The organism is Rhizobium sp. WYCCWR10014 (assembly GCF_001657485.1).
Classification (GTDB): domain Bacteria; phylum Pseudomonadota; class Alphaproteobacteria; order Rhizobiales; family Rhizobiaceae; genus Rhizobium.
This window is the reverse complement of sequence record NZ_LXFU01000049.1, coordinates 154,113-178,785: the sequence shown is the minus strand read 5'-3', so window position 1 is coordinate 178,785 and position 24,673 is coordinate 154,113. Positions and strand designations below refer to the sequence as shown.

Annotated in this window: 24 protein-coding genes and 1 tRNA gene; 20 read left to right on the top strand and 5 right to left on the bottom strand. The window is 60.9% G+C overall.

Annotation, left to right across the window (positions count from 1 at the left end):
* Nucleotide 1: 1 nt before the first annotated feature.
* The 10 genes from nagZ to A6U98_RS28530 all read left to right on the top strand — a co-directional run bounded on the left by nagZ (nucleotide 2) and on the right by A6U98_RS28530 (nucleotide 9,218).
* Nucleotides 2-1,015 (top strand): beta-N-acetylhexosaminidase, encoded by a 1,014-nt coding sequence (gene nagZ / locus A6U98_RS28575; RefSeq protein WP_064654303.1) that lies wholly within the window; start codon nucleotides 2-4, stop codon nucleotides 1,013-1,015.
* An 18-nt stretch (nucleotides 1,016-1,033) separates the two neighbouring features.
* A complete protein-coding gene (locus A6U98_RS28570; protein WP_064654302.1) occupies nucleotides 1,034-1,891 on the top strand; it encodes a ScpA family protein in 858 nt (285 codons plus the stop codon).
* The gene (scpB, locus tag A6U98_RS28565; protein ID WP_064654301.1) at nucleotides 1,888-2,604 is read left to right on the top strand and encodes an SMC-Scp complex subunit ScpB; all 717 of its coding nucleotides are present in this window, start codon (nucleotides 1,888-1,890) and stop codon (nucleotides 2,602-2,604) included. The genes A6U98_RS28570 and scpB overlap by 4 nt, the downstream gene beginning before the upstream one ends.
* 182 nt (nucleotides 2,605-2,786) lie before the next feature.
* Nucleotides 2,787-2,978 carry a twin-arginine translocase TatA/TatE family subunit gene (locus A6U98_RS28560; RefSeq protein WP_003538990.1) on the top strand — a complete coding sequence of 64 codons (192 nt, stop codon included), beginning with the start codon at nucleotides 2,787-2,789 and terminating at the stop codon, nucleotides 2,976-2,978.
* Nucleotides 2,979-3,029: 51 nt separating this feature from the next.
* Nucleotides 3,030-3,641, top strand: a complete 612-nt coding sequence (gene tatB, locus A6U98_RS28555) for a Sec-independent protein translocase protein TatB (protein WP_064654300.1) — start codon at nucleotides 3,030-3,032, stop codon at nucleotides 3,639-3,641.
* A complete protein-coding gene (gene tatC / locus A6U98_RS28550) occupies nucleotides 3,638-4,465 on the top strand; it encodes a twin-arginine translocase subunit TatC (protein ID WP_064654299.1) in 828 nt (275 codons plus the stop codon). Before tatB ends, tatC begins: the two co-directional genes overlap by 4 nt.
* Nucleotides 4,466-4,663: 198 nt before the next feature.
* Nucleotides 4,664-5,947: a serine--tRNA ligase gene (gene serS / locus A6U98_RS28545; RefSeq protein ID WP_064654298.1), complete on the top strand. Its 1,284-nt coding sequence runs from the start codon at nucleotides 4,664-4,666 to the stop codon at nucleotides 5,945-5,947.
* Between the two features lie 4 nt (nucleotides 5,948-5,951).
* Nucleotides 5,952-6,725, top strand: coding sequence for a 5'/3'-nucleotidase SurE (gene surE / locus A6U98_RS28540; protein ID WP_017991200.1), 774 nt, complete (start codon nucleotides 5,952-5,954; stop codon nucleotides 6,723-6,725).
* A complete protein-coding gene (locus tag A6U98_RS28535) occupies nucleotides 6,722-7,375 on the top strand; it encodes a protein-L-isoaspartate(D-aspartate) O-methyltransferase (protein ID WP_011651660.1) in 654 nt (217 codons plus the stop codon). The genes surE and A6U98_RS28535 overlap by 4 nt, the downstream gene beginning before the upstream one ends.
* A gap of 241 nt (nucleotides 7,376-7,616) precedes the next feature.
* Nucleotides 7,617-9,218: a peptidoglycan DD-metalloendopeptidase family protein gene (locus tag A6U98_RS28530; protein ID WP_064654297.1), complete on the top strand. Its 1,602-nt coding sequence runs from the start codon at nucleotides 7,617-7,619 to the stop codon at nucleotides 9,216-9,218.
* A gap of 54 nt (nucleotides 9,219-9,272) precedes the next feature.
* Here the strand turns inward: A6U98_RS28530 and A6U98_RS28525 are convergent, their stop codons facing one another.
* On the bottom strand, nucleotides 9,273-10,145 hold the full coding sequence (locus A6U98_RS28525; RefSeq protein ID WP_064654296.1) for an ATP-binding protein: 873 nt from the start codon (nucleotides 10,143-10,145) through the stop codon (nucleotides 9,273-9,275).
* Between the two features lie 308 nt (nucleotides 10,146-10,453).
* Here A6U98_RS28525 and yajC point away from each other — a divergent pair, with 308 nt between their 5' ends.
* The 5 genes from yajC (at nucleotide 10,454) to A6U98_RS28500 (ending at nucleotide 15,177) form a co-directional block, all read left to right on the top strand.
* Nucleotides 10,454-10,801 (top strand): preprotein translocase subunit YajC, encoded by a 348-nt coding sequence (yajC, locus tag A6U98_RS28520; RefSeq protein WP_003539006.1) that lies wholly within the window; start codon nucleotides 10,454-10,456, stop codon nucleotides 10,799-10,801.
* Between the two features lie 45 nt (nucleotides 10,802-10,846).
* A complete protein-coding gene (gene secDF, locus A6U98_RS28515; RefSeq protein WP_064654295.1) occupies nucleotides 10,847-13,387 on the top strand; it encodes a protein translocase subunit SecDF in 2,541 nt (846 codons plus the stop codon).
* A gap of 4 nt (nucleotides 13,388-13,391) precedes the next feature.
* Complete coding sequence (locus tag A6U98_RS28510) at nucleotides 13,392-13,778, top strand: Mth938-like domain-containing protein (protein WP_003539009.1); 387 nt, start codon at nucleotides 13,392-13,394, stop codon at nucleotides 13,776-13,778.
* A gap of 2 nt (nucleotides 13,779-13,780) precedes the next feature.
* Nucleotides 13,781-14,638 carry a phytoene/squalene synthase family protein gene (locus tag A6U98_RS28505; RefSeq protein WP_064654294.1) on the top strand — a complete coding sequence of 286 codons (858 nt, stop codon included), beginning with the start codon at nucleotides 13,781-13,783 and terminating at the stop codon, nucleotides 14,636-14,638.
* A gap of 71 nt (nucleotides 14,639-14,709) precedes the next feature.
* Entirely contained in the window at nucleotides 14,710-15,177 is a 468-nt protein-coding gene (locus A6U98_RS28500) for a hypothetical protein (RefSeq protein ID WP_064654293.1), read from the top strand.
* A gap of 112 nt (nucleotides 15,178-15,289) precedes the next feature.
* Here the strand turns inward: A6U98_RS28500 and trmFO are convergent, their stop codons facing one another.
* The 3 genes from trmFO to A6U98_RS28485 form a co-directional block, all read right to left on the bottom strand.
* Complete coding sequence (gene trmFO, locus A6U98_RS28495) at nucleotides 15,290-16,723, bottom strand: methylenetetrahydrofolate--tRNA-(uracil(54)-C(5))-methyltransferase (FADH(2)-oxidizing) TrmFO (protein WP_064654292.1); 1,434 nt, start codon at nucleotides 16,721-16,723, stop codon at nucleotides 15,290-15,292.
* A 93-nt stretch (nucleotides 16,724-16,816) separates the two neighbouring features.
* Nucleotides 16,817-16,960: a DUF1127 domain-containing protein gene (locus A6U98_RS28490; RefSeq protein ID WP_003573524.1), complete on the bottom strand. Its 144-nt coding sequence runs from the start codon at nucleotides 16,958-16,960 to the stop codon at nucleotides 16,817-16,819.
* Nucleotides 16,961-17,253: 293 nt separating this feature from the next.
* Complete coding sequence (locus A6U98_RS28485) at nucleotides 17,254-17,400, bottom strand: DUF1127 domain-containing protein (RefSeq protein ID WP_012757251.1); 147 nt, start codon at nucleotides 17,398-17,400, stop codon at nucleotides 17,254-17,256.
* Between the two features lie 874 nt (nucleotides 17,401-18,274).
* Here A6U98_RS28485 and A6U98_RS28480 point away from each other — a divergent pair.
* The 5 genes from A6U98_RS28480 (at nucleotide 18,275) to A6U98_RS28460 (ending at nucleotide 22,593) form a co-directional block, all read left to right on the top strand.
* Nucleotides 18,275-19,378 (top strand): DUF2157 domain-containing protein, encoded by a 1,104-nt coding sequence (locus tag A6U98_RS28480; protein ID WP_064654291.1) that lies wholly within the window; start codon nucleotides 18,275-18,277, stop codon nucleotides 19,376-19,378.
* The gene (locus A6U98_RS28475) at nucleotides 19,375-19,965 is read left to right on the top strand and encodes a GDYXXLXY domain-containing protein (protein ID WP_064654290.1); all 591 of its coding nucleotides are present in this window, start codon (nucleotides 19,375-19,377) and stop codon (nucleotides 19,963-19,965) included. The genes A6U98_RS28480 and A6U98_RS28475 overlap by 4 nt, the downstream gene beginning before the upstream one ends.
* A gap of 153 nt (nucleotides 19,966-20,118) precedes the next feature.
* Nucleotides 20,119-20,203: transfer RNA gene (locus A6U98_RS28470), tRNA-Leu, on the top strand.
* A 200-nt stretch (nucleotides 20,204-20,403) separates the two neighbouring features.
* Complete coding sequence (gene tig / locus A6U98_RS28465) at nucleotides 20,404-21,888, top strand: trigger factor (RefSeq protein WP_064654289.1); 1,485 nt, start codon at nucleotides 20,404-20,406, stop codon at nucleotides 21,886-21,888.
* A gap of 282 nt (nucleotides 21,889-22,170) precedes the next feature.
* Nucleotides 22,171-22,593 carry a nuclear transport factor 2 family protein gene (locus tag A6U98_RS28460; protein WP_064654288.1) on the top strand — a complete coding sequence of 141 codons (423 nt, stop codon included), beginning with the start codon at nucleotides 22,171-22,173 and terminating at the stop codon, nucleotides 22,591-22,593.
* A 216-nt stretch (nucleotides 22,594-22,809) separates the two neighbouring features.
* On the opposite strand, the gene A6U98_RS28455 is transcribed toward A6U98_RS28460, so the two are convergent.
* Nucleotides 22,810-24,582 (bottom strand): radical SAM protein, encoded by a 1,773-nt coding sequence (locus A6U98_RS28455; RefSeq protein WP_064654287.1) that lies wholly within the window; start codon nucleotides 24,580-24,582, stop codon nucleotides 22,810-22,812.
* Between the last annotated feature and the right edge of the window lie 91 nt (nucleotides 24,583-24,673).

Below are 24,673 nucleotides of genomic sequence, written 5' to 3'. Positions count from 1 at the left end.
CATGACCGAATCAAAAGCGATGATCCTTGGCTGCAGTGGCCTTGCCCTCACATCCGAAGAGAAAGCCTTTTACCGGGGCGAGCGACCCTGGGGCTTCATCCTCTTCGGGCGCAACATCTCCGAAGCACGGCAGATCGCCGATCTCGTCGCCGAACTGCGCGACAGCGTCGGCTGGCATGCGCCGGTGCTGATCGACCAGGAGGGCGGCCGCGTCCAGCGCATCCGCCCACCCGTTCTGGCGCGCTATCCTTCCGGCCAGGCGCTCGGCGATCTCTATCGCCGCGATCGCGCACTCGGCCTGCGCGCCGCCTGGCTGATGTCGCGCCTGCACGCCTTCGATCTTTCGAGCCTCCGCATCGATGTCGATTGCCTGCCGGTGCTTGATGTGCCGGTCGAGGGCAGCAGCAACGTCATCGGCGACCGCGCCTATGGCGGCGATCCGCAGACCGTCATCGCGATGGGTCGAGCGGCTGCCGAGGGGCTGAAGGCCGGCGGCCTGTTGCCCGTGATGAAGCATATGCCCGGCCACGGTCGCGGCTTTGCCGATTCACATCTGGAGCTGCCTGTCGTCACCGTCTCGCGCGATGAGCTGGAGCTCCATGATTTCCCGCCCTTCATCGCGATGAAGGATGAGTTGATGGCGATGACCTGTCACGTCGTTTTCGCCGCCATCGACCCGGACAATCCAGCGACGACCTCGCGCAAGGTGATCGACGGCATCATCCGCGAACACATCGGCTTTAACGGTCTGCTGCTCTCTGACGACAGCTCGATGAACGCTCTTTCCGGCACGATTGGTGAACGCGCGGCGAATATCATTGCAGGCGGATGCGATATCGTGCTGCATTGCAACGGCAATATGGACGAGATGCTAGATGTCGTGGCAAATGTTCCGCCGCTCGCCGGCATATCGCTTGCCCGTGCAGAAGCGGTGGAAGCAGGCTTCGCGGCGCCGGATACTTCAGATGAAGCGGAATTGAGGGCGGAATTCGAGGCGATGTTTGCGACGGTCTGATCGTAAGGGAGTAGCTAGGTGAGCACGGTCAAGGGCACGGAACGTCCGCAGGCGGCAACGCCGATGGATAAGCTGTGGCAGGATAACGGAGCTGAGCGCGCCAGCCACGAGCCGGCGCTGGTGATCGACGTCGCCGGCTTCGAAGGTCCGCTGGACTTGTTGCTCTATCTCGCCCGCAACCAGAAGGTCGATCTATCGCGCATTTCGGTGCTGGCGCTCGCCGAGCAATATCTGCTGTTCATCGAAAGCGCCCGGCGTATCCGCATCGAGCTCGCCGCCGATTACCTCGTCATGGCAGCCTGGCTTGCCTATCTCAAGTCGAAGCTGCTCATTCCCCAGCAGGCCAAGGATGACGGCCCTTCCGGCGAGGAGCTGGCAGCAACGCTCGCCTTCCGCCTGAAACGCCTCGAAGCCATGCGTCAGGCGGCAGACGGCCTCGTCAACCGCAATCGCCTCGGCCGCGATATCTTCGTGCGCGGCGCGCCGGAGCATATTCCCGACCGCCAGCAGTCCGCTTATGCGGCGAGCCTTTATGATCTCCTGACCGCCTATGCGGCGCTGCGCCAGCGCCATGCCGTCACCCAGGTGACGATCGAGCGGCGCACCGTCTGGTCGCTGACCGATGCCCGCGAGCTGTTGACAAAGATGATCGGCGAGGTCGCTGACTGGACGGCGATGGAACATTATCTGCTGCGTTATCTCTCAGCGCCCGAAGAGCGCGTCACGGCAATCGCCAGCGCCTTCGCCGCCTCGCTGGAGTTGGTTCGCGAGGGCAAGCTCGAAATCCGCCAGGACGGCGCCTTTCAGCCGATATACATGCGTCGCGGTCCGAAACATGCCACGCTGCAGGTAGTCGAACAGGAGCGGCCGGCTTGATCGATCTGAAGGGCGAAGAGGATTTTGAAGGCAATTTCGAAGACAGGAGCCGCGATCTGCAGGCCGAGATCGAGGCCGAGCGCATCGCCGAAGCGCTGGTCTTCGCCTCCTCGCAGCCGGTCTCCGAAGGCTTCCTCGCCGAGCGCCTGCCTGAGAAGACCGACGTACATGCGACCATGCTGCGCCTGAAGGAGCAATATGCGCCGCGCGGCGTCAATCTCGTGCAGGTCGAAGGCGCCTGGGCCTTCCGTACTGCCGCAGACCTGTCCTTCGTCATCCGCCGTGATGACAATGAGGTGAAGAAGCTTTCGCGCGCCGCACTGGAAGTGCTGGCGATCATCGCTTATCACCAGCCGGTGACGCGTGCGGAAATCGAGGATATCCGCGGCGTCCAGACCTCGCGCGGCACGCTCGACGTGCTGATGGAGGCGGGCTGGGTGCGCTTCCGTGGCCGCCGGCGCACACCGGGCCGGCCGGTGACATTGGGCACGACACGCGATTTCCTCGATCATTTCGGTCTCGAAGAGCTCCGTGACCTGCCCGGTCTCGAAGAGTTGAAGGGAGCGGGCTTGCTGTCGGGCCGCATTCCGGCGAACTTCAACATTCCCTCGCCGTTGATGAACGATGAGCTGACCGAGGACGAAGACCCGATCACCCAGATGGACCTTGAAGAACTGGGGTTGTTGGCGCCGCGCGGCACCCCTGAAGATTGAGGGGCTTGCGTCTTGCTTTTGCCATGCATGGCGAAAACAATGGAGCCAGCACTTTTCGATGGGTCAACGGCTTGTCACAAAGGGCGATACCGTGACATTAAGCTCAATCCAAAGGGCTTGATGTTGGAAACGGTGTCGGAAATCCTTACATCGTGGGAACATAGAAACAGGGAGTTAGCGTAATGGGTTCTTTTAGCATGTGGCACTGGCTGATCGTTCTGGTCATCGTGCTGTTGTTGTTCGGTCGCGGCAAGATTCCGGAACTGATGGGCGACGTTGCCAAGGGCATCAAGAGCTTCAAGAAGGGCATGACGGACGAAGACGCGCCGGACACGGCAAAGACCGTCGATCACAAGGCCGACGAAACGAAGTAACCAAGTCCGGGAAAAAGCGCAGCCCCCGCGCTTCCCGTCCAGGAGCCTTGCATGTTCGATATTGGCTGGACCGAGCTTTTGGTCATCGCGGTCGTACTGATCGTGGTCGTCGGTCCCAAGGATTTGCCGCCGATGCTGCGCGCTTTCGGCAAGATGACGCAGCGTGCCCGCAAGGTTGCGGGTGATTTCCGTGCGCAGTTCGATGAAGCGTTGCGCGAAGCCGAGCTTGACGATGTCCGCCAGACCATCAGCGACGCCCAGAAGCTCAACCCGGTCAACAGCCTGCGCGAGGCGATGAACCCGCTCCGCCAGATGGGCAACGAGATCAAGGCCGACCTGCAGAAGGCGACCACCGTCACGGAAAACAAGACCGAGGTGCCGCCCGATGTTGTCGCAGCCCCGACGCCGTCGATGAGCCTGCCGGAAACGCCGCCATTGGTGGCGACACCTGCGCCGTCGGAACCCGTCGCAGCAGCGATTGTGCCGGCTGCTACGGTTGCCGCAAGGCCAAAGGCTGTGCGCAAGCCGCGCCTCAAGATTGCCGACAACGTCGATGCTGCGGCTGCCGTGGCCGTGCCTGTGGAAAAACCGAAACGCACGACGGCAGCCAGGAAGCCTGCAACGCCGAAGAAGCCTGCGCAGACAAAGAAGGACGAGGCATGAGCGGTGATATCGAAGACAAGCCGCAGCCGTTGATCGAGCACCTGATGGAGCTGCGCACGCGGCTCATGTGGTCGATCGGCGCGTTTTTCGTCGCCTTCATCGCATGCTTCTTTTTTGCCAAGCATCTCTTCAATTATCTGGTCATCCCCTACAAGACAGCGGTCCAGTGGGCTAATCTCGACGTCGAGAAGGCCCAGCTCATCTACACCGCGCCGCAGGAATTCTTCTTCACCCAGGTCAAGGTGGCGATGTTCGGCGGCCTTGTGGTCGCTTTCCCGATCATCGCTGCCCAGGTCTACAAGTTCGTGGCGCCCGGCCTCTACAAGAACGAGCGTCAGGCTTTCCTGCCGTTCCTGATCGCCTCGCCGGTCCTGTTCCTGATGGGCGGCGCGCTGGTCTATTTCTTCTTCACGCCGATGGTCATGTGGTTCTTCCTGTCGATGCAGCAGGCGCCGGGTCATGACGAGATAGCAATTTCGCTGATGCCGAAGGTCTCGGAATATCTGAGCCTGATCATGACGCTGGTCTTCTCCTTCGGCCTCGTCTTCCAGCTGCCTGTCATCACCACGCTGCTCGCCCGTGTCGGTCTTCTGACGTCGCAATGGCTCGCCGAAAAGCGCAAGTTTGCCATCGTCCTCGCCTTTGTCGTCGCCGCCGTCCTGACGCCGCCGGACCCGATGTCCCAGATCGGCCTTGCGATCCCGACGATCCTTCTCTACGAGATTTCCATCTATGCGGCGCGACTCGTGGAGCGCCAGCGTGCCCGGCAGGCGGTCGAAAAGGAAACCGGATCCGCAGACGTTGCCAAGACGGACAGCGTCTGAGCGGCGATCCCGGAAATCCCTTCATGAACGTCGTCGACTGCATAATCCTTAAATCGGAACCGGTTTAGGGAATTATGCAGCAATTCAAAGTGTTACAGTCCTTTGCGCGTCTTAAAAGACGCGCGGCGCTGTGACATCCGGTCGAGGCCCGATCAGGCTTTGGCCGGGCCACCTCTGTTGCAACGACCTGGAACGACGATGCTCGATATCAAATGGATCCGTGAGAATCCCGAAGCGCTCGATGCCGCCCTCGCCAAGCGCGGCGCGGAGCCTCTGGCCCAAAGCCTTGTCGCCCTCGATGAAAAGCGCCGCTCCGCCGTCCAAAAGGCGCAGGACCTGCTGTCCCGCCGCAACCTCGCCTCCAAGGAGATTGGCGCGGCGATGGCCCAGAAGAATAGCGAGCTTGCCGAGAAGCTGAAGGCGGAGGTGTCTGAACTCAAGACCCTGCTGCCGGCGATCGAGGAAGAAGAGCGGCAACTGACGGCCGAACTCAACGACGCGCTCTCGCGCATCCCGAACATCCCCTTCGACGACGTTCCGGTCGGCAAGGACGAGCATGACAATGTCGTCACCCGCACCGTCGGCGAAAAGCCGCGCTGGAACCACGCACCGAAGGAGCACTTCGAAATCGGCGAAGCGCTCGGCTATATGGATTTCGAGCGCGCCGCCAAGCTCTCCGGCTCGCGCTTCACGGTTCTGACCGGTCCGCTCGCCAGGCTCGAGCGCGCGCTCGGACAGTTCATGATCGATCTCCACACCAGTGAGCACGGCTACACCGAAGTCAGCTCGCCGTTGATGGTGCGCGACGAGGCCGTCTATGGCACCGCCCAGCTGCCGAAATTCGCCGAGGATCTCTTCAGGACGACTGATGGACGCTGGTTGATTCCGACGGCCGAAGTGACGCTGACCAATCTGGTGCGCGAGGAAATCCTCGATCAGGAAAAGCTGCCGCTCCGCTTCACCGCGCTGACGCCGTCCTTCCGTTCGGAAGCAGGCTCCGCCGGCCGCGATACGCGCGGCATGCTGCGCCAGCATCAGTTCTGGAAATGCGAGCTCGTCTCGATCACCGATGCCGAGAGCGCCGTTGCCGAGCATGAGCGCATGACCGCCTGCGCCGAGGAAGTACTGAAGCGCCTCGGCCTGTATTTCCGCACCATGACGCTTTGCACCGGCGACATGGGCTTCGGCTCGCGCAAGACCTATGATCTCGAAGTCTGGCTGCCGGGGCAGAATGCCTTCCGTGAAATCTCTTCCTGCTCGGTCTGCGGCGATTTTCAGGGTCGGCGGATGAATGCGCGCTATCGCGGCAAGGACGACAAGAGCAACAGGTTTGTTCACACGCTGAACGGTTCCGGCACGGCCGTCGGCCGCTGCCTGATCGCCGTCCTTGAAAATTATCTGAACGAGGACGGTTCGGTCACGATTCCGGACGTTTTGCTGCCTTATATGGGCGGGTTGACCAAGATCGAACGGGCGGCTTGAGGCGATGCGCATCCTGCTTACGAATGACGACGGCATTCACGCCGAAGGTCTCGCCGCGCTGGAGCGGATCGCGCGCACGCTGTCCGACGATGTCTGGATCGTGGCGCCCGAGACCGACCAGAGCGGCTTGGCCCATTCGCTGAGCCTTTCCGAACCCTTGCGGCTGCGCAAGATTTCCGACAAGCATTTCGCCCTGCGTGGCACGCCGACCGATTGCGTCATCATGGGCATCAGGCAGGTGATGGACATCAAGCCGGACCTCGTCCTGTCAGGCGTCAATTCAGGCTCGAACGTCGCCGACGACGTGACCTATTCCGGCACGATCGCCGGCGCCATCGAGGGCACGATGCAGGGCGTGCGCTCCTTCGCGCTGAGCCAGGCCTATCTCTATGAGGACGGCGCGCGCATCGTGCCCTGGGAGGTCTGCGAGACGCATGCGCCGGCTCTGCTGGAAAAGCTGATGGTCCTGGACCTGCCGGAGGGCACGTTCCTCAATCTCAACTTCCCGAACTGCCGTCCCGACGAGGTCGACGGCGCGGAGGTGACGATGCAGGGCAAGCTTGCCTTCAATCTGCAGGTCGATGCCCGCTCCGACGGCCGGGGCTTTCCTTACTACTGGCTGAAGTTTGGCGAGCGCGCCGGCGCCTTCGTCGAAGGCACCGATATTCACGCCCTGAAGCATAATAAGATTTCGGTAACGCCTTTGAAACTGGATCTGACCGATTATTCCGTGACGGACCGCGTGGCGCGGGCCTTGGGATACGGAGCACAAGTTTGACGGCAAGACTGGCGGAGAAGGAGGGCTTTGCGGCGCTCGTCCTCAGATTGCGTGCCGAAGGCATCTCGGACCTCGATCTGCTGACGGCGGTCGAGCAGACGCAGCGTTCGTTGTTCGTGCCGCCGCAATTCGCCGACGACGCCTATTCGAGCCGGACGATCCCGATCGAATGTGGTTCCTTCCTCGAAGGCATCGATTTTGCCGTCCGCATCCTGCATCACCTGAAGCTCAAGCCCGGCCAGCGCGTCCTGGAGATCGGCACTGGAAGCGGCTTTACCGCCGCGGTGATGGGCCGCCTGGCCGAGCGTGTTCTGTCCATCGACCGCTACAAGACGCTGACATCAGCTGCGCAGCGGCGCATGGAATCGCTTGGTCTGCGCAGCGTCGTCATCCGCCAGGCCGATGGCAGCGCCGGCATGCAGGGTGAGGGCACCTTCGACCGCATCCTGGTGACGGCGGCGTTCAACGCGATGCCGCGCTTTTATACCGACCAGCTCGTTTCCGGCGGTTCGATGATCGCGCCGCTGATGATTTCCGAGAACGAGTGTCGGATGGTGCGGCTGACGAAAACCGGCAGCCGTTTCGAACGCGAGGAACTGTTCGAAGCACCCTATCTGCCGATCGTTCCGCGCCTCGCCTCGCTGCTGTAGACATGGATGATTCAGGCCGGTCCGGCCTGAAATCTGACCATCAGAAAAGCGCGCGCATGATCTCGTCCGAGAACCGCTGAGACTTTTCGGCATCATGCTCAGCACACTGCGATTTTTCACCCGTAAGCTATGGTTATCAACTTCTCAAAAAAATCGCACTGATTCCAGCATCTTAACTGCGTGGTAATACTAACGCGTTTTAATAGACTCACAAATGGTTGCGTTCTCAGTGGGTCGAGTCATGCGTTTCAGTCTTTCGCCAAAGTTCGGGAAGTCGGCCGGTAATCTTCTGGTTGTTAGCCTGCTGGCAAGTGCCGCAACGGGCTGCAGTTCCGATGTGACACGGTTTGGCGGCTTGTTTTCCTCCTCCGGGCAGGACCAAATCACCACCAGTTCCATTCCGCGCAGGAATATGAACGGTTCTCAGGGCGATCCGGTGCCGCGCGCCGATCTTAGCAGTTCGGCCGTTGCCAGCCAGTCGGGCTATGGCGGCGGCAATGACGCGCTGAACCAGCCTTATCCCGCCCGTCAGGGTTACGATCCGACCCGTACGTCGAGCTCGAGCGCACGTCTCGCTTCCGCGCCGGTCTCGGTGCAGCGTTCAGAGCTGGCCGCGCCGGCGGCCGTTGCTCCGTCCAGGCAGCGGGAAAAGGAAGTCGCGCTCGCTCAGCCTTTCCCAACTGCGCCGCGGGCCGAAAAGCCCCGATTGGTGGCGCCGGCGGCACCCAAGGTGACGCCCGATACGCTGACGACCGGCGCGACACCGAAGGTTTCAGGCTGGTCCGCGACCAACGCTCCGTCGGTGACGCTGCGTCCGGGTGAAAGCATCGCCACGCTCTCCAGGCGTTTCGGCGTGCCGGAAAAGGAAATCTTGCGCGTCAATGCTCTGAAGACGGCATCTGCCGCTCAGCCCGGCCAGGCGATCCTGATCCCGACCTTCAACGGCGGCAATGCCGCCAAGGCGGCATCGCAGGCGGCTGACCTTTCCAAGCCCGGCAAAATGCCGGCGCCGAAGGCGCCTGAGCAGAACGTCGCCGTCGTTCCGGGCGCCAATTCCGCCCGCGACAAGACGATGGCGAGTGGCGATGTCACCGGCAAACTTCCCGCTGGCGCCGGCAAGGATCCGAAGGCGCCTGCCGGCACCTATGTCGTCAAGCAAGGCGATTCCCTGGCAAAGATTGCCAAGGCGACGGGTAGCAATGTCGACGACCTCAAGGCCGCCAACAATCTTTCGGCCAGCTCGCTTCGCATCGGTCAGGCTCTGAAGATCCCGAACGGCACCGCCGACAATATCAAGACCGCCTCGATCCCGGCCGAGAAGGTCGATCCGAAGCCGACCCAGCCGGCGGCTGCCCAGCAGACGGCTTCCGTTCAGCCAGCACCCTATAAGGCGCCGGCCGCCACTCAGACCGTCGACGATGTCGAGAAGAAGTCGGACGTCAGCTCCGCCGCGCCGGAATCGACCGGCATCGGCAAATACCGCTGGCCGGTGCGCGGCCAGGTCATTGCTTCATACGGCGCCAACGTCAACGGCAACCGCAATGACGGCATCGACATTTCGGTGCCGCAGGGCACCCCGATCAAGGCTGCCGAAAACGGCGTCGTCATCTATGCCGGCAACGGGCTGAAAGAACTCGGCAACACGGTTCTCGTCCGTCACGACGACGGCACCGTTACCGTCTACGGCAACGCCGATACGCTGAGCGTCGCCCGCGGCCAGAAGATCCAGCGTGGCCAGACCGTCGCCGTCTCCGGCATGAGCGGCGACGTCAAGCAGCCGCAGGTCCATTTCGAGGTGCGCAAGGATGCGTCCCCAGTAAACCCGATGACTTTCCTGGAATAGGTACAGCGTGCCAGGAAACGCAAAAGCCCGGCCACCAGCCGGGCTTTTGTCATTTTATGCCCGGTCGATGTGAACCCGCATGCGTCCGGCCAGGTCCTGAATATACTGCCAGGCGACGCGGCCGGAGCGTGCGCCGCGCGTCGTTGCCCATTCCAGCGCTTCGGCATGCATCTTGTCGCGTTCGAGCCCGAGCTTGAAGTGATCGGCATAGCCGTCGATCATGCCGAGATAATCCTCCTGGCTGCATTTGTGGAAGCCGAGCCAGAGGCCGAAGCGGTCGGAAAGCGAAACCTTCTCCTCGACTGCCTCCGACGGATTGATCGCCGTCGACTGCTCGTTTTCCATCATGTGGCGCGGCAGGAGATGGCGCCGGTTGGAGGTGGCGTAGAAGAGCACATTGTCCGGCCGCCCTTCGACGCCGCCGTCGAGTGCCGCCTTCAGCGACTTGTAGGCGGTATCGTCGTGATCGAAGGAGAGGTCGTCGCAAAAGACGATCACGCGGTACGGCGTGTCCTTCAAGAGGTCGAGCAGATTGGGAAGGCTGGCGATATCTTCACGATGGACTTCGACCAGTTTCAGCGAGGCGCTGTTTTCGCGCCGGACATCCTCGTGCACGGCCTTGACCAGTGAGGATTTGCCCATGCCGCGCGCGCCCCAGAGCAGCACATTGTTGGCGGCATACCCGTCGGCGAAACGCACCGTATTCTCGTGCAGGATGTCGCGCACGTGATCGACGCCGCGGATGAGCGTCAACGCCACCCGGTTCGGCCTCTTGACCGGCTGCAGATGCTGGCGCAATGGCGCCCAGACGAAACAGTCGGCAGCATCCCAGTCGTTGAGGGCGGGAGCCGGTCCGGCAAGACGCTCGACGGCGTCTGCGAGCCGTTTCAGCTCGGCAAGCAGGGCTGTGTTGATTTCCTCGGTCATCGCTGGCCTCCTGATTTCTCACTGCGGCAATCCGCCTTGATTTCGATGCCGCTAATGCATGGCGCCCGGAAGTGTGGAGCGGTTCCGGGATAACGACATGCTTGAAAACAAAAGAGCTAAAGCGCGTCACATCAATCAAGTTCGATGCGACGCGCTTTAGCATGGCGTTTTGACGGCGGAAAGGTTATGAGGCAGCGGAATCGGTACTGTTTCCGGCTGTTTCTGTTGCATTCATCGAAGCCGTAACTATAGTCCGGCAACCTGAAAAGAGAGGCGGAGTTCCGCCGCCCAAGCCTGAGGAGTTTAGCATGTTCATCACCCCGGCATTCGCCCAGAGCGCGACCGATACCGCAACGGGATTCGGCGGCTCCGGTTTCGAAATGATCATCCTGTTCGTGCCGCTGATGGTCGTCTGGTACTTCCTGCTGATCCGTCCGCAGCGCGCACAGGCAAAAAAGCGTGAGGAAACCCTGAAGGCGATCCGTCGCGGCGACCAGGTCGTCACCGGTGGCGGCCTCGTCGGCAAGGTCACCAAAGTAATCGACGAAAAGGAAGTCGAAGTCGAGATTGCTGACGGCGTGCGCGTGCGCATTGTCCGCAGCGGCATCTCCGAAATTCGCGTCAAGGGTGAACCGGTCAAGGCCGACGCGGCGTAACAAGCGATAACCGCAGGACCGCCGGATCGGAAGATCGTCGAGAGAATGTTGCATTTTTCCCGCTGGAAAACACTTCTGATTTGGCTGGTCGCGTTCGCGGCCATCGTCATCGCTGCGCCCAATCTGCTGACCGAGGCGCAGCGATCTTCCCTGCCGCACTGGCTGCGTCACGACCGCGTCGTGCTTGGTCTCGACCTGCAGGGCGGTTCGCATATCGTTCTGAAGGTCGAGCGTTCCGATATCGTCAGGGACCGCCTGGAAGAGGTGGTCGCCAATGTGCGCAACGCGCTGCGCGGCGCCGGCATCCGCTATACCGGGCTGACCGGCAATGACCAGACCGTCACCGTCCGCATCACCGATCCGGCCCAGACACAGGCGGCGGTCGATCTCCTGAAGCCTTTGACAACGGCTGGCGGACATTCGGGACCTGAGGTCGCGCTGCAGCAGGGCGACCAGGGGCAGCTCTCGCTGCGGATTTCCGACGCCGGCATTACCGCTGACGTCGCTTCCGCCCGGACCCGCTCGCTCGATATCGTTGGCCGCCGCATCGCCGGATTGGGCTATGATAATTTCGTGGTTCGGCCCGATGGCGCCGACCGGATCGTCCTGCAGGTGCTGGGATCGGTCGATGCGGAGCGGCTGAAGAACGTCCTCAACCAGCCGGCCAAGCTTTCCTTTCATCTGATCAACGAAAGCATGTCGGGGCAGGAGGCGCTGAACGGCCGCTGGCCCGCGACATCGCAGGTGCTGTATTCGCTTGATGATCCGCCGGTACCGTACCTCGTCGACCGCACGGCTTTCATCACCGGCAGCAACATGGTCGATATCGAGCCTGTCGTCGATCAACAGACGCAGGATACCTCGATTGCCTATCGTCTCGATGCGGAAGGCACGCAGCGGCTGGCGCAGGCGACGGGGCAGAATATCGGCAAGCATCTTGCCATCGTCTTCGACGACCAGGTGATGTCGTCACCGGTCATCGATGCGGCGATCACCGGCGGCGAGGGCAGGATTTCGGCAAACTTCTCGGAGGATGGCGTCCGCGACCTTGCGATCATGCTGCGGGCCGGCGCCTTGCCGGCGACGCTGACCAGCGTTGAGGAACGCAGCATCAGCCCGAGATTCGGCGCCGATTCCATCTTCAACGGCCTCGTTGCCGGCCTCGTCGCCGTCGTATTGGTCGCGGCACTGATGATCGCGCTCTATCGCATCCTCGGCATCATCGCTGTCGTATCGCTCTTCCTCAACCTCATCCTCATCGTCGCAGTGCTCGGCCTTATCGGTGCGACGCTCACCTTGCCGGGGATTGCCGGTATCGTGCTGATCGTCGGCATGGCGGTCGACTCGAACGTTCTGATCTATGAGCGAATCCGCGAAGAGGAAAAAACCGCCCATTCCTTTGCGGAGGCCGTCGGCCGCGGTTTCTCGCGCGCATTCGCAACGATCGTCGATGCCAATGTGACGATCTTCATCGCCGCCATCATCCTCTTCTTCCTCGGCAGCGAATCCATCCGCGGTTTCGCGGTAACGCTGGCAGTCGGCATCCTGACGACCGTTTTCACGGCATTCACGCTGACGCGCTCGATCGTTGCCGTCTGGTTGAGAAGGCGCCATCCCCGGCATCTGCCGAAGAGCGTGCTGACGCATCTTTTCGAACACGCCAATATCCGCTTCATGGGGATCCGCCGTTATGTCTTTACGGCGTCGGCGGTCATCTCGCTGATCGCCATGGCCGCGTTTGCCAGCGTCGGCCTGCATCTCGGCATTGATTTCACCGGCGGCTCGCTTATCGAGGTAACGGCCAAGCAGGGCAATGCCGACATCGCCGATCTCCACTCGCGTCTCAATGATCTCAACCTCGGCGATGTCAGTGTCGAGCGCACCGGCGGGCCGGCGAACGCGCGGATCCGCATCGCTTCCCAGCGCGGCGGCGAGAATGCCGAGCAGTCGGCGGCGACGCTGGTGCGCGGCGAGCTCCAGGAAGATTATGATTTTCGCCGCGTCGAGGTCGTCGGCCCTGCCATCTCGGGCGAATTGACGATGATGGCGACGCTCGGCGTGCTTGCAGCATTGGCGGCGATCCTCATCTACATCTGGATCCGCTTCGAATGGCAGTTCGCGGTCGGCGCCATCGTCGCAACGCTGCACGATGTCATCATCATGCTCGGCCTCTTCGTCCTCACCGGCATCGAGTTCAACCTGACGAGCGTCGCCGCCGTGCTGACCGTCGTCGGTTACTCCCTGAACGATACGGTCGTGGTCTACGACCGAATGCGCGAAAATCTCAAGCGATACAAGAAGATGCCGCTGCCGATCCTGATCGATGCTTCGATCAATCAGACGCTGTCGCGCACCGTTCTGACCGCGGCGACGACGCTGATCGCCTTGCTGGCGCTCTTTCTCTTCGGCGGGGAAGTCATCCGTACCTTCACCTTTGCGATGCTCTTCGGCGTCGCTCTCGGCACCTTCTCTTCGATTTATATCGCTGCTCCTGTCTTGATCGTCTTCCGGCTGCGGCCGGATGCTCCCGACAGGGAAGAGAGCAACAAGACGGATGCTGACGTAAAATCCGGCACGGTGGTTTGAAAACATGGCAAAAGGCATAGAAATCCGCGCCGCGCATTTCCCCGGGCGCGCTCCGATCGATGCATACGGCAATGGCGGCTTTCGTTTTGCCGACATGTCGCATCGCGGCTCGATCCTTTGCCTGCCCTCCGGCATTCATGGCTGGGACATGGACATGTCGAAGCCGCTGTCGCCTGAAAATTTTCGCCGGGTGCTGGATGAGGCCGCCGATATCGAGGTTCTGCTCGTCGGCACCGGAACCGAGCTTCGCCGTCTGCCCGAGGAATTGAGGCTGGCGCTGAAGTCGCGCGGCATCTCCTCAGATCCGATGAGCACCGGGGCTGCAGTGCGCACCTTCAACATCATGCTCGCCGAGCAACGCGCCGTCGCAGCGGCGTTGATTGCGGTCTGACGATGACTGAAGCGCATACTGCGACCAACCAGGACATCTGCCTGGCGATGCTGCGTGACAGCGATCGCGACCGCTATCTCGCCTGTCTGCTCTCGCCGGAGGAAAAGCGCGGCGCGCTCGCAGCTCTTTACGCCTTCAATGCCGAGCTTGCCCGCATCCGCGATCTCGTCCACGAGCCCTTGCCCGGTGAGGTGCGGCTGCAATATTGGCACGATCTTCTGGAAGGCAGCGCACACGGCTCGACGGCGGCCAATCCCGTCGCCGCAGCCCTTCTGATCGCCATCGATACGCATCGCTTGCCGCGCAAGACGCTGATCGACATGATCGAGGCCCGGACCTTCGATCTCTATGACGATCCGATGGAGACACGTCTTTCGCTTGAAGGCTATGCCGGCGAAACGGCATCCGCACTGATTCAGCTCGCAAGCCTGGTGCTTTCGCCGGAGGAAGCCGCACGCTCGGCCGACGCCGCCGGCCATGCCGGCGTCGCCCAGGCGGTCGCCGGGCTGTTGCTGCTGATGCCGCTGCATCGCCGCCGCGGCCAGATCTATATTCCGCTGCAGATCCTTTCCGCCACCGGTCTCGACCGCGATGCCTTCCTTGCCGGCGAAGACAGGCCGCGCATCTCTGCCGCCATCGAGGCCTTCGCCGGCCTCGGTCGCGAACATCTGGCAAAGGCGAGGGCGGCGGGGCCGATTGCGCCGGCCGTCTTTCCAGCCTTCCTGCCGGCGACGCTTGCCGAACCGGTGCTCGTCAAGGCGCAGAAACGCGGCGCCTTGCTGCTCGACCGGCCGCTGCAGCCGCCGCAATGGCGCCGCCAGCTGCGGATGGGGCTGGCTGCCGCACGCCGAAAAATCTGATATCGGTCAAATTCGCGCAAGTCTCGTGCGTTACAAGGCTTCCACCGCTACCCTTTGAACGGAGACTCGGCGTGGGCATTATCGTCTGGTGCGTCCTTTTCGCCATCGTCATTTTCTTTGCTTTCGTGGCAACGCGCATGGCCGCGCAGAACAAGGAAGATGGCCTGCATGACACGGGCCTCGCCATCATCGAATTCGGCCGCGCCTTTCCGAACGAGGCGATCCGTCAGCTGCAGGCGACGGAAAACGGCCAGGCCGTCTTTGTGCGCCTGCACGACAACAAGGCCGGCTTCATGCGCAACATGTCGCGCCATTTCTCCTGCCATCTGATCGAGCCGGGCCGGGTGCGCGTCGTCGGCTCGGAAACGGGCAGGGGACTGCTGATCGACTTCCTCGATGCACCCCATCACAACGGCGATTTCGAATTCGCCTCCGCCAAGGAGGCTTCGGAAGTTTCGCTCTGGCTGCTCGGTAATTATGTCGCCGAGCCGGACAAGGACCTGCCGTCCGGCAATATTTCGGCGGCGAACAAGCAGTAATGCATGTCGTCCAAACGTGTGCAGCGGTTTTGGGAGGACGACATGCATAAAAGCAAAGACTTCAAGCGGGTCGCATGAGCCAGGTTCGAGGCGACGCGCTTGAAAACGCCGGTCAGGCGCTTGCGGCGAGCGTCGATTCTTGGCCGAGCCAGGCCGCGCAGTCGGCAAGCGCGCGACGTGCGATCAGCTGTCGCTTCATGATCGTCTTGTCCTTGCCGCGGAAGCGCTTGACGCCTTCGGGCTTGACGATCGAACCCGGCTGGAGCTCCGGAAACAGCCCGAAATTGATGTTCATCGGCTGGAACGATCGTTTGCCCGGCTCCTCGTCGGTGACGAGGTGCCCACCGGTGATATGACCGAGCAGCGAGCCCAGCGCCGTCGTCGCCGGCGGTAGCGAGATCGCCTCGCCCTTGCGTTCGGCGGCGGCGAAACGCCCGGCCATCAGCCCAACGCTGGCGCTTTCCACATAGCCCTCACAGCCGGTGATCTGGCCGGCAAAGCGCAGGCCGGGCCGCGATTTCAGCGTCAGCGACGGATCGAGCAGGGTGGGGGAGTTGATATAGGTGTTGCGGTGCAGACCGCCGAGACGGGCAAATTCCGCATTTTCCAGACCCGGGATCATCCGGAAGATATCCGCTTGCGCGCCATATTTCAGCTTCGTTTGGAAGCCGACCATATTGTAGAGGGTGCCGAGCGCATTGTCCTGCCGCAGTTGCACGACGGCATAGGCCTTGACCGTCGGATTATGCGCGTTCGTCAGCCCCATCGGCTTCATCGGTCCGTGGCGCAGCGTCTCGCGGCCGCGTTCGGCCATCACCTCGATCGGCAGGCAGCCGTCGAAATAAGGCGTGCCCTCCCATTCCTTGAAACCGACCGTGTCGCCTGATATCAGCGCGTCGACGAAGGCATTGTACTGCGCCTCGTCCATCGGGCAGTTGATATAGTCCTTGCCGGTGCCGCCGGGCCCGACCTTGTCGTAGCGCGACTGATACCAGCAGATGTCCATATCGATGCTCTCGCGGTAGACGATCGGCGCGATGGCGTCGAAGAAGGCAAGCGAATCCTCGCCGGTTTCCGTCTGGATGGCGCTCGCGAGCGACGGCGCCGTCAACGGTCCGGTGGCGACGATAGCAAGATCCCAATCCTTCGGCGGCAGGCCGGTGATCTCTTCACGCACGACGGTGATGAGCGGGTGGTCATGGATCGCCTTGGTCACCGCCTCGGAGAAGCCATCGCGATCGACGGCGAGCGCACCGCCGGCCGGTACCTGGCACCGATCGGCAGCGGCCATGATCAGCGAGCCCGCCATGCGCATCTCGGCATGGATGACGCCGACGGCATTGCTGGTTGCATCATCGGACCGGAAGGAGTTGGAGCAGACGAGTTCGGCAAGACCGTCGGTCTTGTGCGCATCCGTGCCGCGCACCCCGCGCATTTCATGCAGGATGACGGGAACGCCGGAACTGGCGATCTGCCAAGCGGCTTCCGAACCGGCAAGCCCGCCGCCGACGACGTGGATAGGGGAATAGGAGGAGATCGTGTTCATTCCGGGCTGATATCATGTCGGCAGGTGCGATCCAACACCCCGGAATCAAAAACGGCGCCCTGGGGCGCCGTCTTGGAAGCATCGTACTCACTATTAGCGGAACGAGCGGGATGCGATATTCCGGATGTCGTAGCGGCTGACGCCGATATCGGACAGGGTCTGGTTGGAAAGGCCGCCGAGTTCGTTGAGCGTACGGCGGTAGCTGAGCCAGCTTTTTGCAATGCGGATCGGGTTCATTGTCTTCTTCCTATGTCCGCGGGACGGCGGGATCGCCGTCTCTCTGCGGTTGATGTTTATATAGGCGAGAACCGTCCGATTGTGCAGTGCAAATAAAAGGCGTCTGCCATGCAATTGTGCACTATGATGCTCTTCAATTAAGCAGCGGATATTTTTTGAGCGGGCCAGCCAAGCCGAAAAGCATGCAACCGCCGCGGCCACCACGTGCAGACAAAAGAAAACGCCCGCTGTGGGTACAGCGGGCGTTTGGATCGAGAACAATCGTGCTTGGGAGGAGCCGCGATCGCCTTGAATTAGCGGGAAGAAGCCTCACGGGCAACGCGATGGATGTCCGAGCGGTCAATGCCGAGATCGTGCAATTCGCGGTTGGTCATGCGGCCGAGTTCCGTGATGGTCTGACGATACTTGCGCCAGTTATTGAAAGAGCGAGAGAAGTTCATGTTAAGCCCCTTTCCGAGGGTTTCATCCGCCAGCAGCCACCGATCGGCGCTGACCTCTATTTGATGACCAGAATATATGTTGCGACGCGAAAGAGTAAAACAGCCAAGTTTTCAGATCACCTATGCGAACAATGCAATGCTCAAAGGGTATTTGACGCAGACTTGCCGTTTTTTGGTCAATGAATAGGCAGAATGACTTTTGGGTAAGCAGTTTGGTTTTGGAGGGACGAAGGGGTGCCACCGCAGGAAAACGCTGCTTGCTCCGATGGTTCCGCTCATCCATCCGCTGCAAAGAGGCGTTCCGCTTCAGATCGGAAGTCGCCCATCTTTTCGCAGGGTCGGTGGCGCGCTGTGACGACAATGCGGCAGTAATGACGCCGCGCGACGAAAATCCTCTCATCGCCAAGGCTTTAATGAAGCTCTGACTAAGCGAAAACGCCCGCCGGGGGAGGATCCGGCGGGCGCGTTAGGGTGACTGACAACTGGGAGGAGGAGTGTTGCCAGCCTATCGCAGCGCGCTGGGAGGAGGAGTGCGCGGCTGCGAATCTCGTCACGGACAAAGCATCCGCGGGCGTCCGGCTGATGCCGGGCCGGGGCGCCATCCCCGTGCTTCGATGCGTCAATCAATAGTATGACTAATGAGTATTGTGCAGTGCAATAAATTCATGGGGGATATGCAAGGGTCGCATACCTCTCCGTCCATAGGCTTATATTAGTGCTTATGACGTTAGCGGCCGGTTAACACTCGATACTATTTAGACCAATGAGGAACTTGTATATTTGTCGCAAGAGCGTTTGCGAACACCCGTGCTGCCTCTATAACGGCGTGAGCTGCAGCGCCGCAGTCGACGTTGCGGAAATCGAGGGGTTGAGCATGTATCGCGGCAGATTGGAGCGGGATCTCTCGCTCTGGGTGGGTAAGGGCCTGCTCGGGCAGGAAACGGCAGGTGCGCTTCTCGCCGAATATGACAGCCGCCCGGCAAGCTTCAGCCTCGGCCGGGTGCTGATGGCGCTGGCAGCGGTGCTGCTTGCCGCTGCCATCCTGCTGGTCGTCGCCTCCAACTGGGAGGCCATCCCGCGCCTGGTGCGCGTGGGGGGTATTCTAGCCCTGATCTGGGTGGTGCATATCGCCGCCGCACGGCTGCTTGCCCGCGGTGCGGCAGCCGCCGCAGGCGGCTTGCTCGTCATCGGCGCCATGAGTTTCGGCGGCGCCATTTCGCTGGTCGGGCAAATGTATCATCTCTCCGGCGACGAGCAGACGGTGATGTATCTGTGGTTCGCGATTGCGACGATCTCGGCGATCCTGTTCCGTTCGGGCGCCGTGACCGTCGTCGCCGGCTTCCTCTCCTGGGCGTCCTTCGCCGTCTATCTTGAGAATAACGACACGCACTGGATTGGGTTCGCCCCTTGGATGGCACCCGTCATGGCAGTGATCGTCATCGGGCTGGTACGGTATACCGGCGCCGAGCGGGCCCGGCACCTGGCCTACCTGCTGCTGATCGGCTGGCTTGCCTGGCTCTATACTCTTTATGAGGAGATCGCCGTGGCGCTTGCCTTCGCAATCGGCGGCATGGCGGCCTTTGTCCTGACGGCGTTGCCCCCCAGGCCTATTGCCTCCTTGGTCAGAACCGCCGGTGCGGCTCCTGCCTTCTACAGCTTCCTCGTCGCCGTAATCGGCTTCCTGCTGCTGCATATCGAGATCGAGGACGGCTGGGGGCTGGTGGTGCTCGGAGTGGTGACGCTTGCCGCTTCCGTGCTGGCGATCGTCCTGCGTGGCAGGGATAATGGCGCGGTGCGATATCTCGCCTACGCGACCTTTGCCGCGGAGATGCTCTATCTCGCCTCCGTCACCGTCGGCTCGATCCTCGGCACGTCGAGCCTCTTCCTCTTCTCCGGTCTCGTGGTCGCGTTGGTCGCCTGGATGGTCATCCGTCTCGAACGGCGTTTTTCGGCGAATGCACAGGGGGAGCGGGCATGAACTCGTTCATGACAAAGCTGCAATCCGGCAAGGGCTATCTGCTTTCGGCCATCATCGTCGCCGGTCTGCAGACCCTTATCCTCGGCACGATCATCCAGAGCCGGGCATCGATCCTCAGCGATGGCGCGGAAGTGCTGCTGAAGACGGCGCCCGTCGATCCGCGCGATTTCCTGCGCGGCGACTATGTGGTCTTGAACTACGACATTTCCTCGGTGCCGGTGCAGACGGTTTCCGGCGGCATTCCGGCCGAGGCCGGCGAGCGGGTGCTATGGGTCCGGCTGAAGAAGCAGGAGGACGGTTTCTGGACGGTGACCGAATCGTCCTTTCACGAACTGCCTCCGCAGCCGGAGACCGTGATCCTGCGCAGCCAGCCATTTTATAGTGGCGGCCTTGCCGCCGGCGACAGCATGCGTGTCGAATACGGCATCGAGCGCTACTACGTTCCTGAAGGCGAGGGCAAGCCGATCGAGGAGGCCCGCAATGACGGCAACGTCGCCATCGCAGTGCGTGTCTCGCCTGATGGAAGCGCACAGATCCGCAGCCTTCTCGTTGACGGCAAGCCGGTTTACGACGAGCCGCTCTACTGATCCGGTCACTCTTCGGGGCAGGGCGGTTCCGGGGCTGCAAATCCCCTGTCATTTGCCGTTCATTTTTCCTTTGCCTCGACCAAATCGGGTGATATAGAGACGCCGCGCTCCGGAAGGCCTCATGCGCAGGCATAGGCATGCGGTTTTGTGAACGCGGGTATGGTGAAATTGGTAGACACGCCAGATTTAGGTTCTGGTGCCGCAAGGCGTGGGAGTTCAAGTCTCTCTACCCGCACCAAGCTGTTTGCAGGTGGGAGACTAAGAATCGGTTGTTCCAGAACAATTGAGAGTTGTCCCGAATAGCCCGCGAGTGCCATTCCGCTTTGGGCGGAATGATATGGAATTGGGAAAAGCCACGCGCGGCAGGATCGCCGGCGTCGTGCTCATCGAAACGAACGGCGTCTGGGCACGGCCGCCACGAAATGAAGGTAGGAAGACATGCAGGTTATCGAAACGCTCGCTGAAGGGCTGAAGCGCGAAATCAAGGTCGTTATCCCGGCCAAGGACATGCAAGACAAGATGAATGAGCGTCTTGCCGATGTGAAGGACAAGGTTCGCATCAACGGCTTCCGTCCGGGCAAGGTCCCCGCAGCTCACCTGAAGAAGGTCTACGGCAAGTCGATCATGGCCGACCTCGTCAACGAGATCGTCCGCGAGCAGCCGGCCGCCATCCTGTCCAGCCGCGGCGAGAAGTCGGCCACGCAGCCGGAAATCGCCATGACGGAAGACAAGGACGAAGCCGACAAGATCCTCGCCGCCGAGCAGGATTTCGAATTCACGCTCTCCTATGAAGTTCTGCCGCCGATCGAACTGAAGTCGGTCAAGGGCATCAAGGTCACGCGCGAAGTCATCGACATCTCCGACGACGAAGTCAACGAGCAGGTCCTGAAGGTCGCCGAAAGCGCCCGCGCCTATGAGACCAAGACCGGCAAGGCCGCGAATGGCGACCGCATCACCATGGATTACGTCGGTAAGGTTGATGGCGAAGCCTTCGAAGGCGGCACCGACCAGGGCGCCGAACTGGTGCTCGGCTCCGGCCGCTTCATTCCGGGCTTCGAAGACCAGCTCGTCGGCGTCAAGGCCGGCGCCGAGAAGACCATCACGGTGACCTTCCCGGCCGACTACCCGGCCAAGAACCTCGCCGGCAAGGAAGCGACCTTCGACGTGTCAGTCAAGGAAGTCGCCGCACCTGCCGATGTCGAGATCAACGACGAACTCGCCTCCAAGCTCGGCATCGAATCCGCCGACCGCCTGAAGGAAATCGTCCGTGGCCAGATCGAATCGCAGTACGGCTCGCTGACCCGCCAGAAGCTGAAGCGTCAGATCCTCGACCAGCTCGACGAGATGTACAAGTTCGAGACTCCGAACTCGCTCGTCGACGCCGAGTATAATGGTATCTGGAGCCAGGTGAACAACGACCTCGCCCAGTCCGGCAAGACTTTCGAGGATGAAGACACGACTGAGGAGAAGGCTCGCGAGGAATACAAGACGCTGGCCGAGCGCCGTGTCCGACTCGGCCTCGTTCTCTCCGAAATCGGCGAAAAGGCCGGCGTCGAAGTCAGCGAAGACGAGATGCAGCGCGCCATCTACGATCAGCTGCGCCAGTATCCGGGCCAGGAAAAGCAGATCCTCGAATTCTTCCGCAGCCAGCCGGGTGCCGCCGCTTCGATCCGCGCGCCGATCTTCGAAGAGAAGGTCATCGATCACCTGCTGACCGAAATCGACGTCACCGACAAGAAGGTGACCAAGGAAGAGCTGCTCGCCGAGGAAGAAGGCGAAGGGAAGGCCGAAACCAAGAAGGCCGCTCCGAAGAAGAAGGCTGCCGCCAAGGCCGAAGCAGCTGACGCCGGTGAAGGCGAAGAAGCCGCACCGAAGAAGAAGGCTGCACCGAAGAAGAAGGCGGCTGACGAAAGCGCCGAATAATCGCTTTTCAGTTCTACAGCGCCGCGCGTCTGTTTTAGACGCGCAAAGGACGCTGTAACACTTTGAATTGCTGCATGATTTTATCCTTAAATCGGATTCCGATTTAAGAAATCATGCAGTAAAATTTGGAAGGCCTCGCCATCGTGCGGGGCCTTTTTCTGTTATCCAAGGCAGTATTCATTCTCGCCGCCTACTCCATTGTGCCTATTCATGCGAAACAACAAAGAGTTGCATTGACATTTAATTGGATGCAGATTTCGCTGATGGTGGGAGGACCTGAAAATGACTGCAAAGCATGACATGAAGAAGCTCGTGGAGGAAATCTATGCTGTGCGTGACCGTGGCGATGTCGAAGCTACACTGGCGCTGATCGGCGAGAATTGCACCTTTCGCATGGTCGGCAATACACGGCTGGCGCCTTTTTCGACTGAATCAAGCGGGGATTCTTTTCGCCAGGCGATAACGCAGCTTATCACAGTGTGGGATCTATCGAATATCAGGACAGCCGGCATCTATGTGGACGAAGATGAGCATATGGTCTTTGCCCACCGCGAAGGCGAGGTCAGGCACATCCCATCGGGCGTGAGCTTCCATACGGAATTCGTCGACAAGATCCATTTCCGAGATGGGAAACCGGTCAAGATCGTCGAATTCGTCGACACGCTGCAAGTGGCTGAGACGACCAAGATGATCCAAGTCGCTTAAACGGCCGCGAAAATCGGAGCCTTCAAAGCGCTGTCAAACTTGATTAATGCAACGCGCTTTAGCGACATGCATTGGCTTAGGGCAATTCCAGGAAAAGTGCGAAGCGGTTTCCCGTCCGGAATTGCGTAAAACAAAAGGCTAGAGCGGTCCTGCGCTTCCGTTAAAGCTGAACCGCTATAGAGTTTGATGCCGCCAGTTTCGGGCGTCAGCAGCCGTTCAAGAATGCGCTGTCAGTTGCGCGACTTTCCTGACATGGCTGACGGCTGCGGCGCCGCCGGCGGTCTGTGTGAAGAGGTGGAGTGTTTCCTCTTCGTCGTCGGCAACAGGCGTCAGCGCCTGATCCATATAGGTCTTCGACTTCGCGTCCCTTGAAATCAAGAACGCCGAAATCGTCAGGCCAATGATCGTGCCGGCGAGCGAAGCATGTTTGCGGAAGGTTTCCCAGGCAAAGCGCGGCCAGAAGACCAGCGGATTTTCACGCGGCAGGTCCGGGCGCCGCTCCGACGGCGTCTTCAGGCGCAGCAGGCCGCTTTGCAACGGATGCACGTTTTCCAGCGGCACGGTTGTCGCGAAGGAGACCAGAACCTTGACGAGCCTTGCGAGCGGTACCCCGGTCGCCACGGCGCGGCGCAGCAGCGTCTTCATATGTTCAGGCGAATAATAGAGCGACCAGGCCTCGTGGTAGATGTCTTCCCATTCCTGCTTGCTCATTTTGGGATGCGCGGTGCAGACGTGCTCGACATCGTAGATGTTGAGATCGGCATCCATCTCGATGCCCTTCTTCCACAGGACCTGATGGTCCTCGGAGCCGGGCAGCGGCGTCAGGATGAAGAATTCGATGACGTCGAGCGGCAGCTCTTCCTGGATGATCGCGATGTCGCGGCGGATCGATTCCGGCGTATCAGCCGGGAAGCCCAGGATATAACCGGCAAGCGTCATGATGCCCTGCGCCTTCCAGGCGAGCAGCATCTTGCGGTATTCGGTGATCTTGTTCTGGTTCTTCTTGGCGGCGGTCAGATTATCAGGATTGACGTTTTCGAGGCCGATGAAGACGCGGGTGACGCCGGCGCGCCTGGATTTCTCGATGAAATTGGGGATCTTGTGGCAGAGCGTGTCGACCTGGATCATCAGGCCGAGCGGAATGCCGTCCCGTTCCTTGAGTTCGATCAACCGGTCGAAGATCGCTTCCCAATCCTTGTTGCGGGCAAAATTGTCGTCGGTGATGAAGAATTTGTGGATCCCCTGCGCCCAGTTCATCCGCACCAGCTTTTCGACGTCGTCAGCCGAGCGGAAGCGCGACTTGCGTCCCTGCACGTTGATGATGGTGCAGAAAGAGCACTGATAGGGGCAGCCACGCCCGGCATCGAAGCTGGTGCTGAGCCCGAGCGTGCGCTGGATATTGTCCTTTGGCAGGAAGGGAACCGGTGTGCCGCCGATGCCGGGAAGGTCGTTCATGAAATTGTAGAGCGGCTTCAGCTCGCCGGCGGCGGCATCGCGCAGCACCATGTCGAGCCGGCCCTCGGCCTCGCCGGCAAACATCGAGATGCCCATGTCGCGGCAGGCGTCGAGCCCGACAGCCTTGCCATCCAGCATCGACAGGCAGCCGGAAACATGGAAGCCGCCGATCGAAACCGGCAGGCCGGCATCGCGGAAGGGACGGGCGATATCGAGGGCGCGCGGATATTGGTTGGTCTGGACACCGACGAGCGCGATCATGCCGAAATTGTCGTGACGCTTGAACTGTGCCAGAAGTCCGGCGATATCGATCCGCGTATTGGTCTCGTCGATCACGGTGATATCGATCGCCGTATCGTCTCCGAGCACCTTGCGCTCGGCACATTCGGCGGCAATGCCGTAGAGCGCCGCGAGCGAATTGGAGGGGATCATCGCCCGCCACCAACGGATGACGTAGCCGTCGTCGTCATAATGCGATGGCTTGATCAGGATCAGCTGAAAACGTCTGCGCGCAGCTTCCAAGACATGGGACAAGAGTATCTATCTTTCTTTAGAAGCTTTTGCCCGAGGGCAAAATGGCGTTGAAGGCATATATCAGGCACGACCTATCAATGCGAATTAGGAG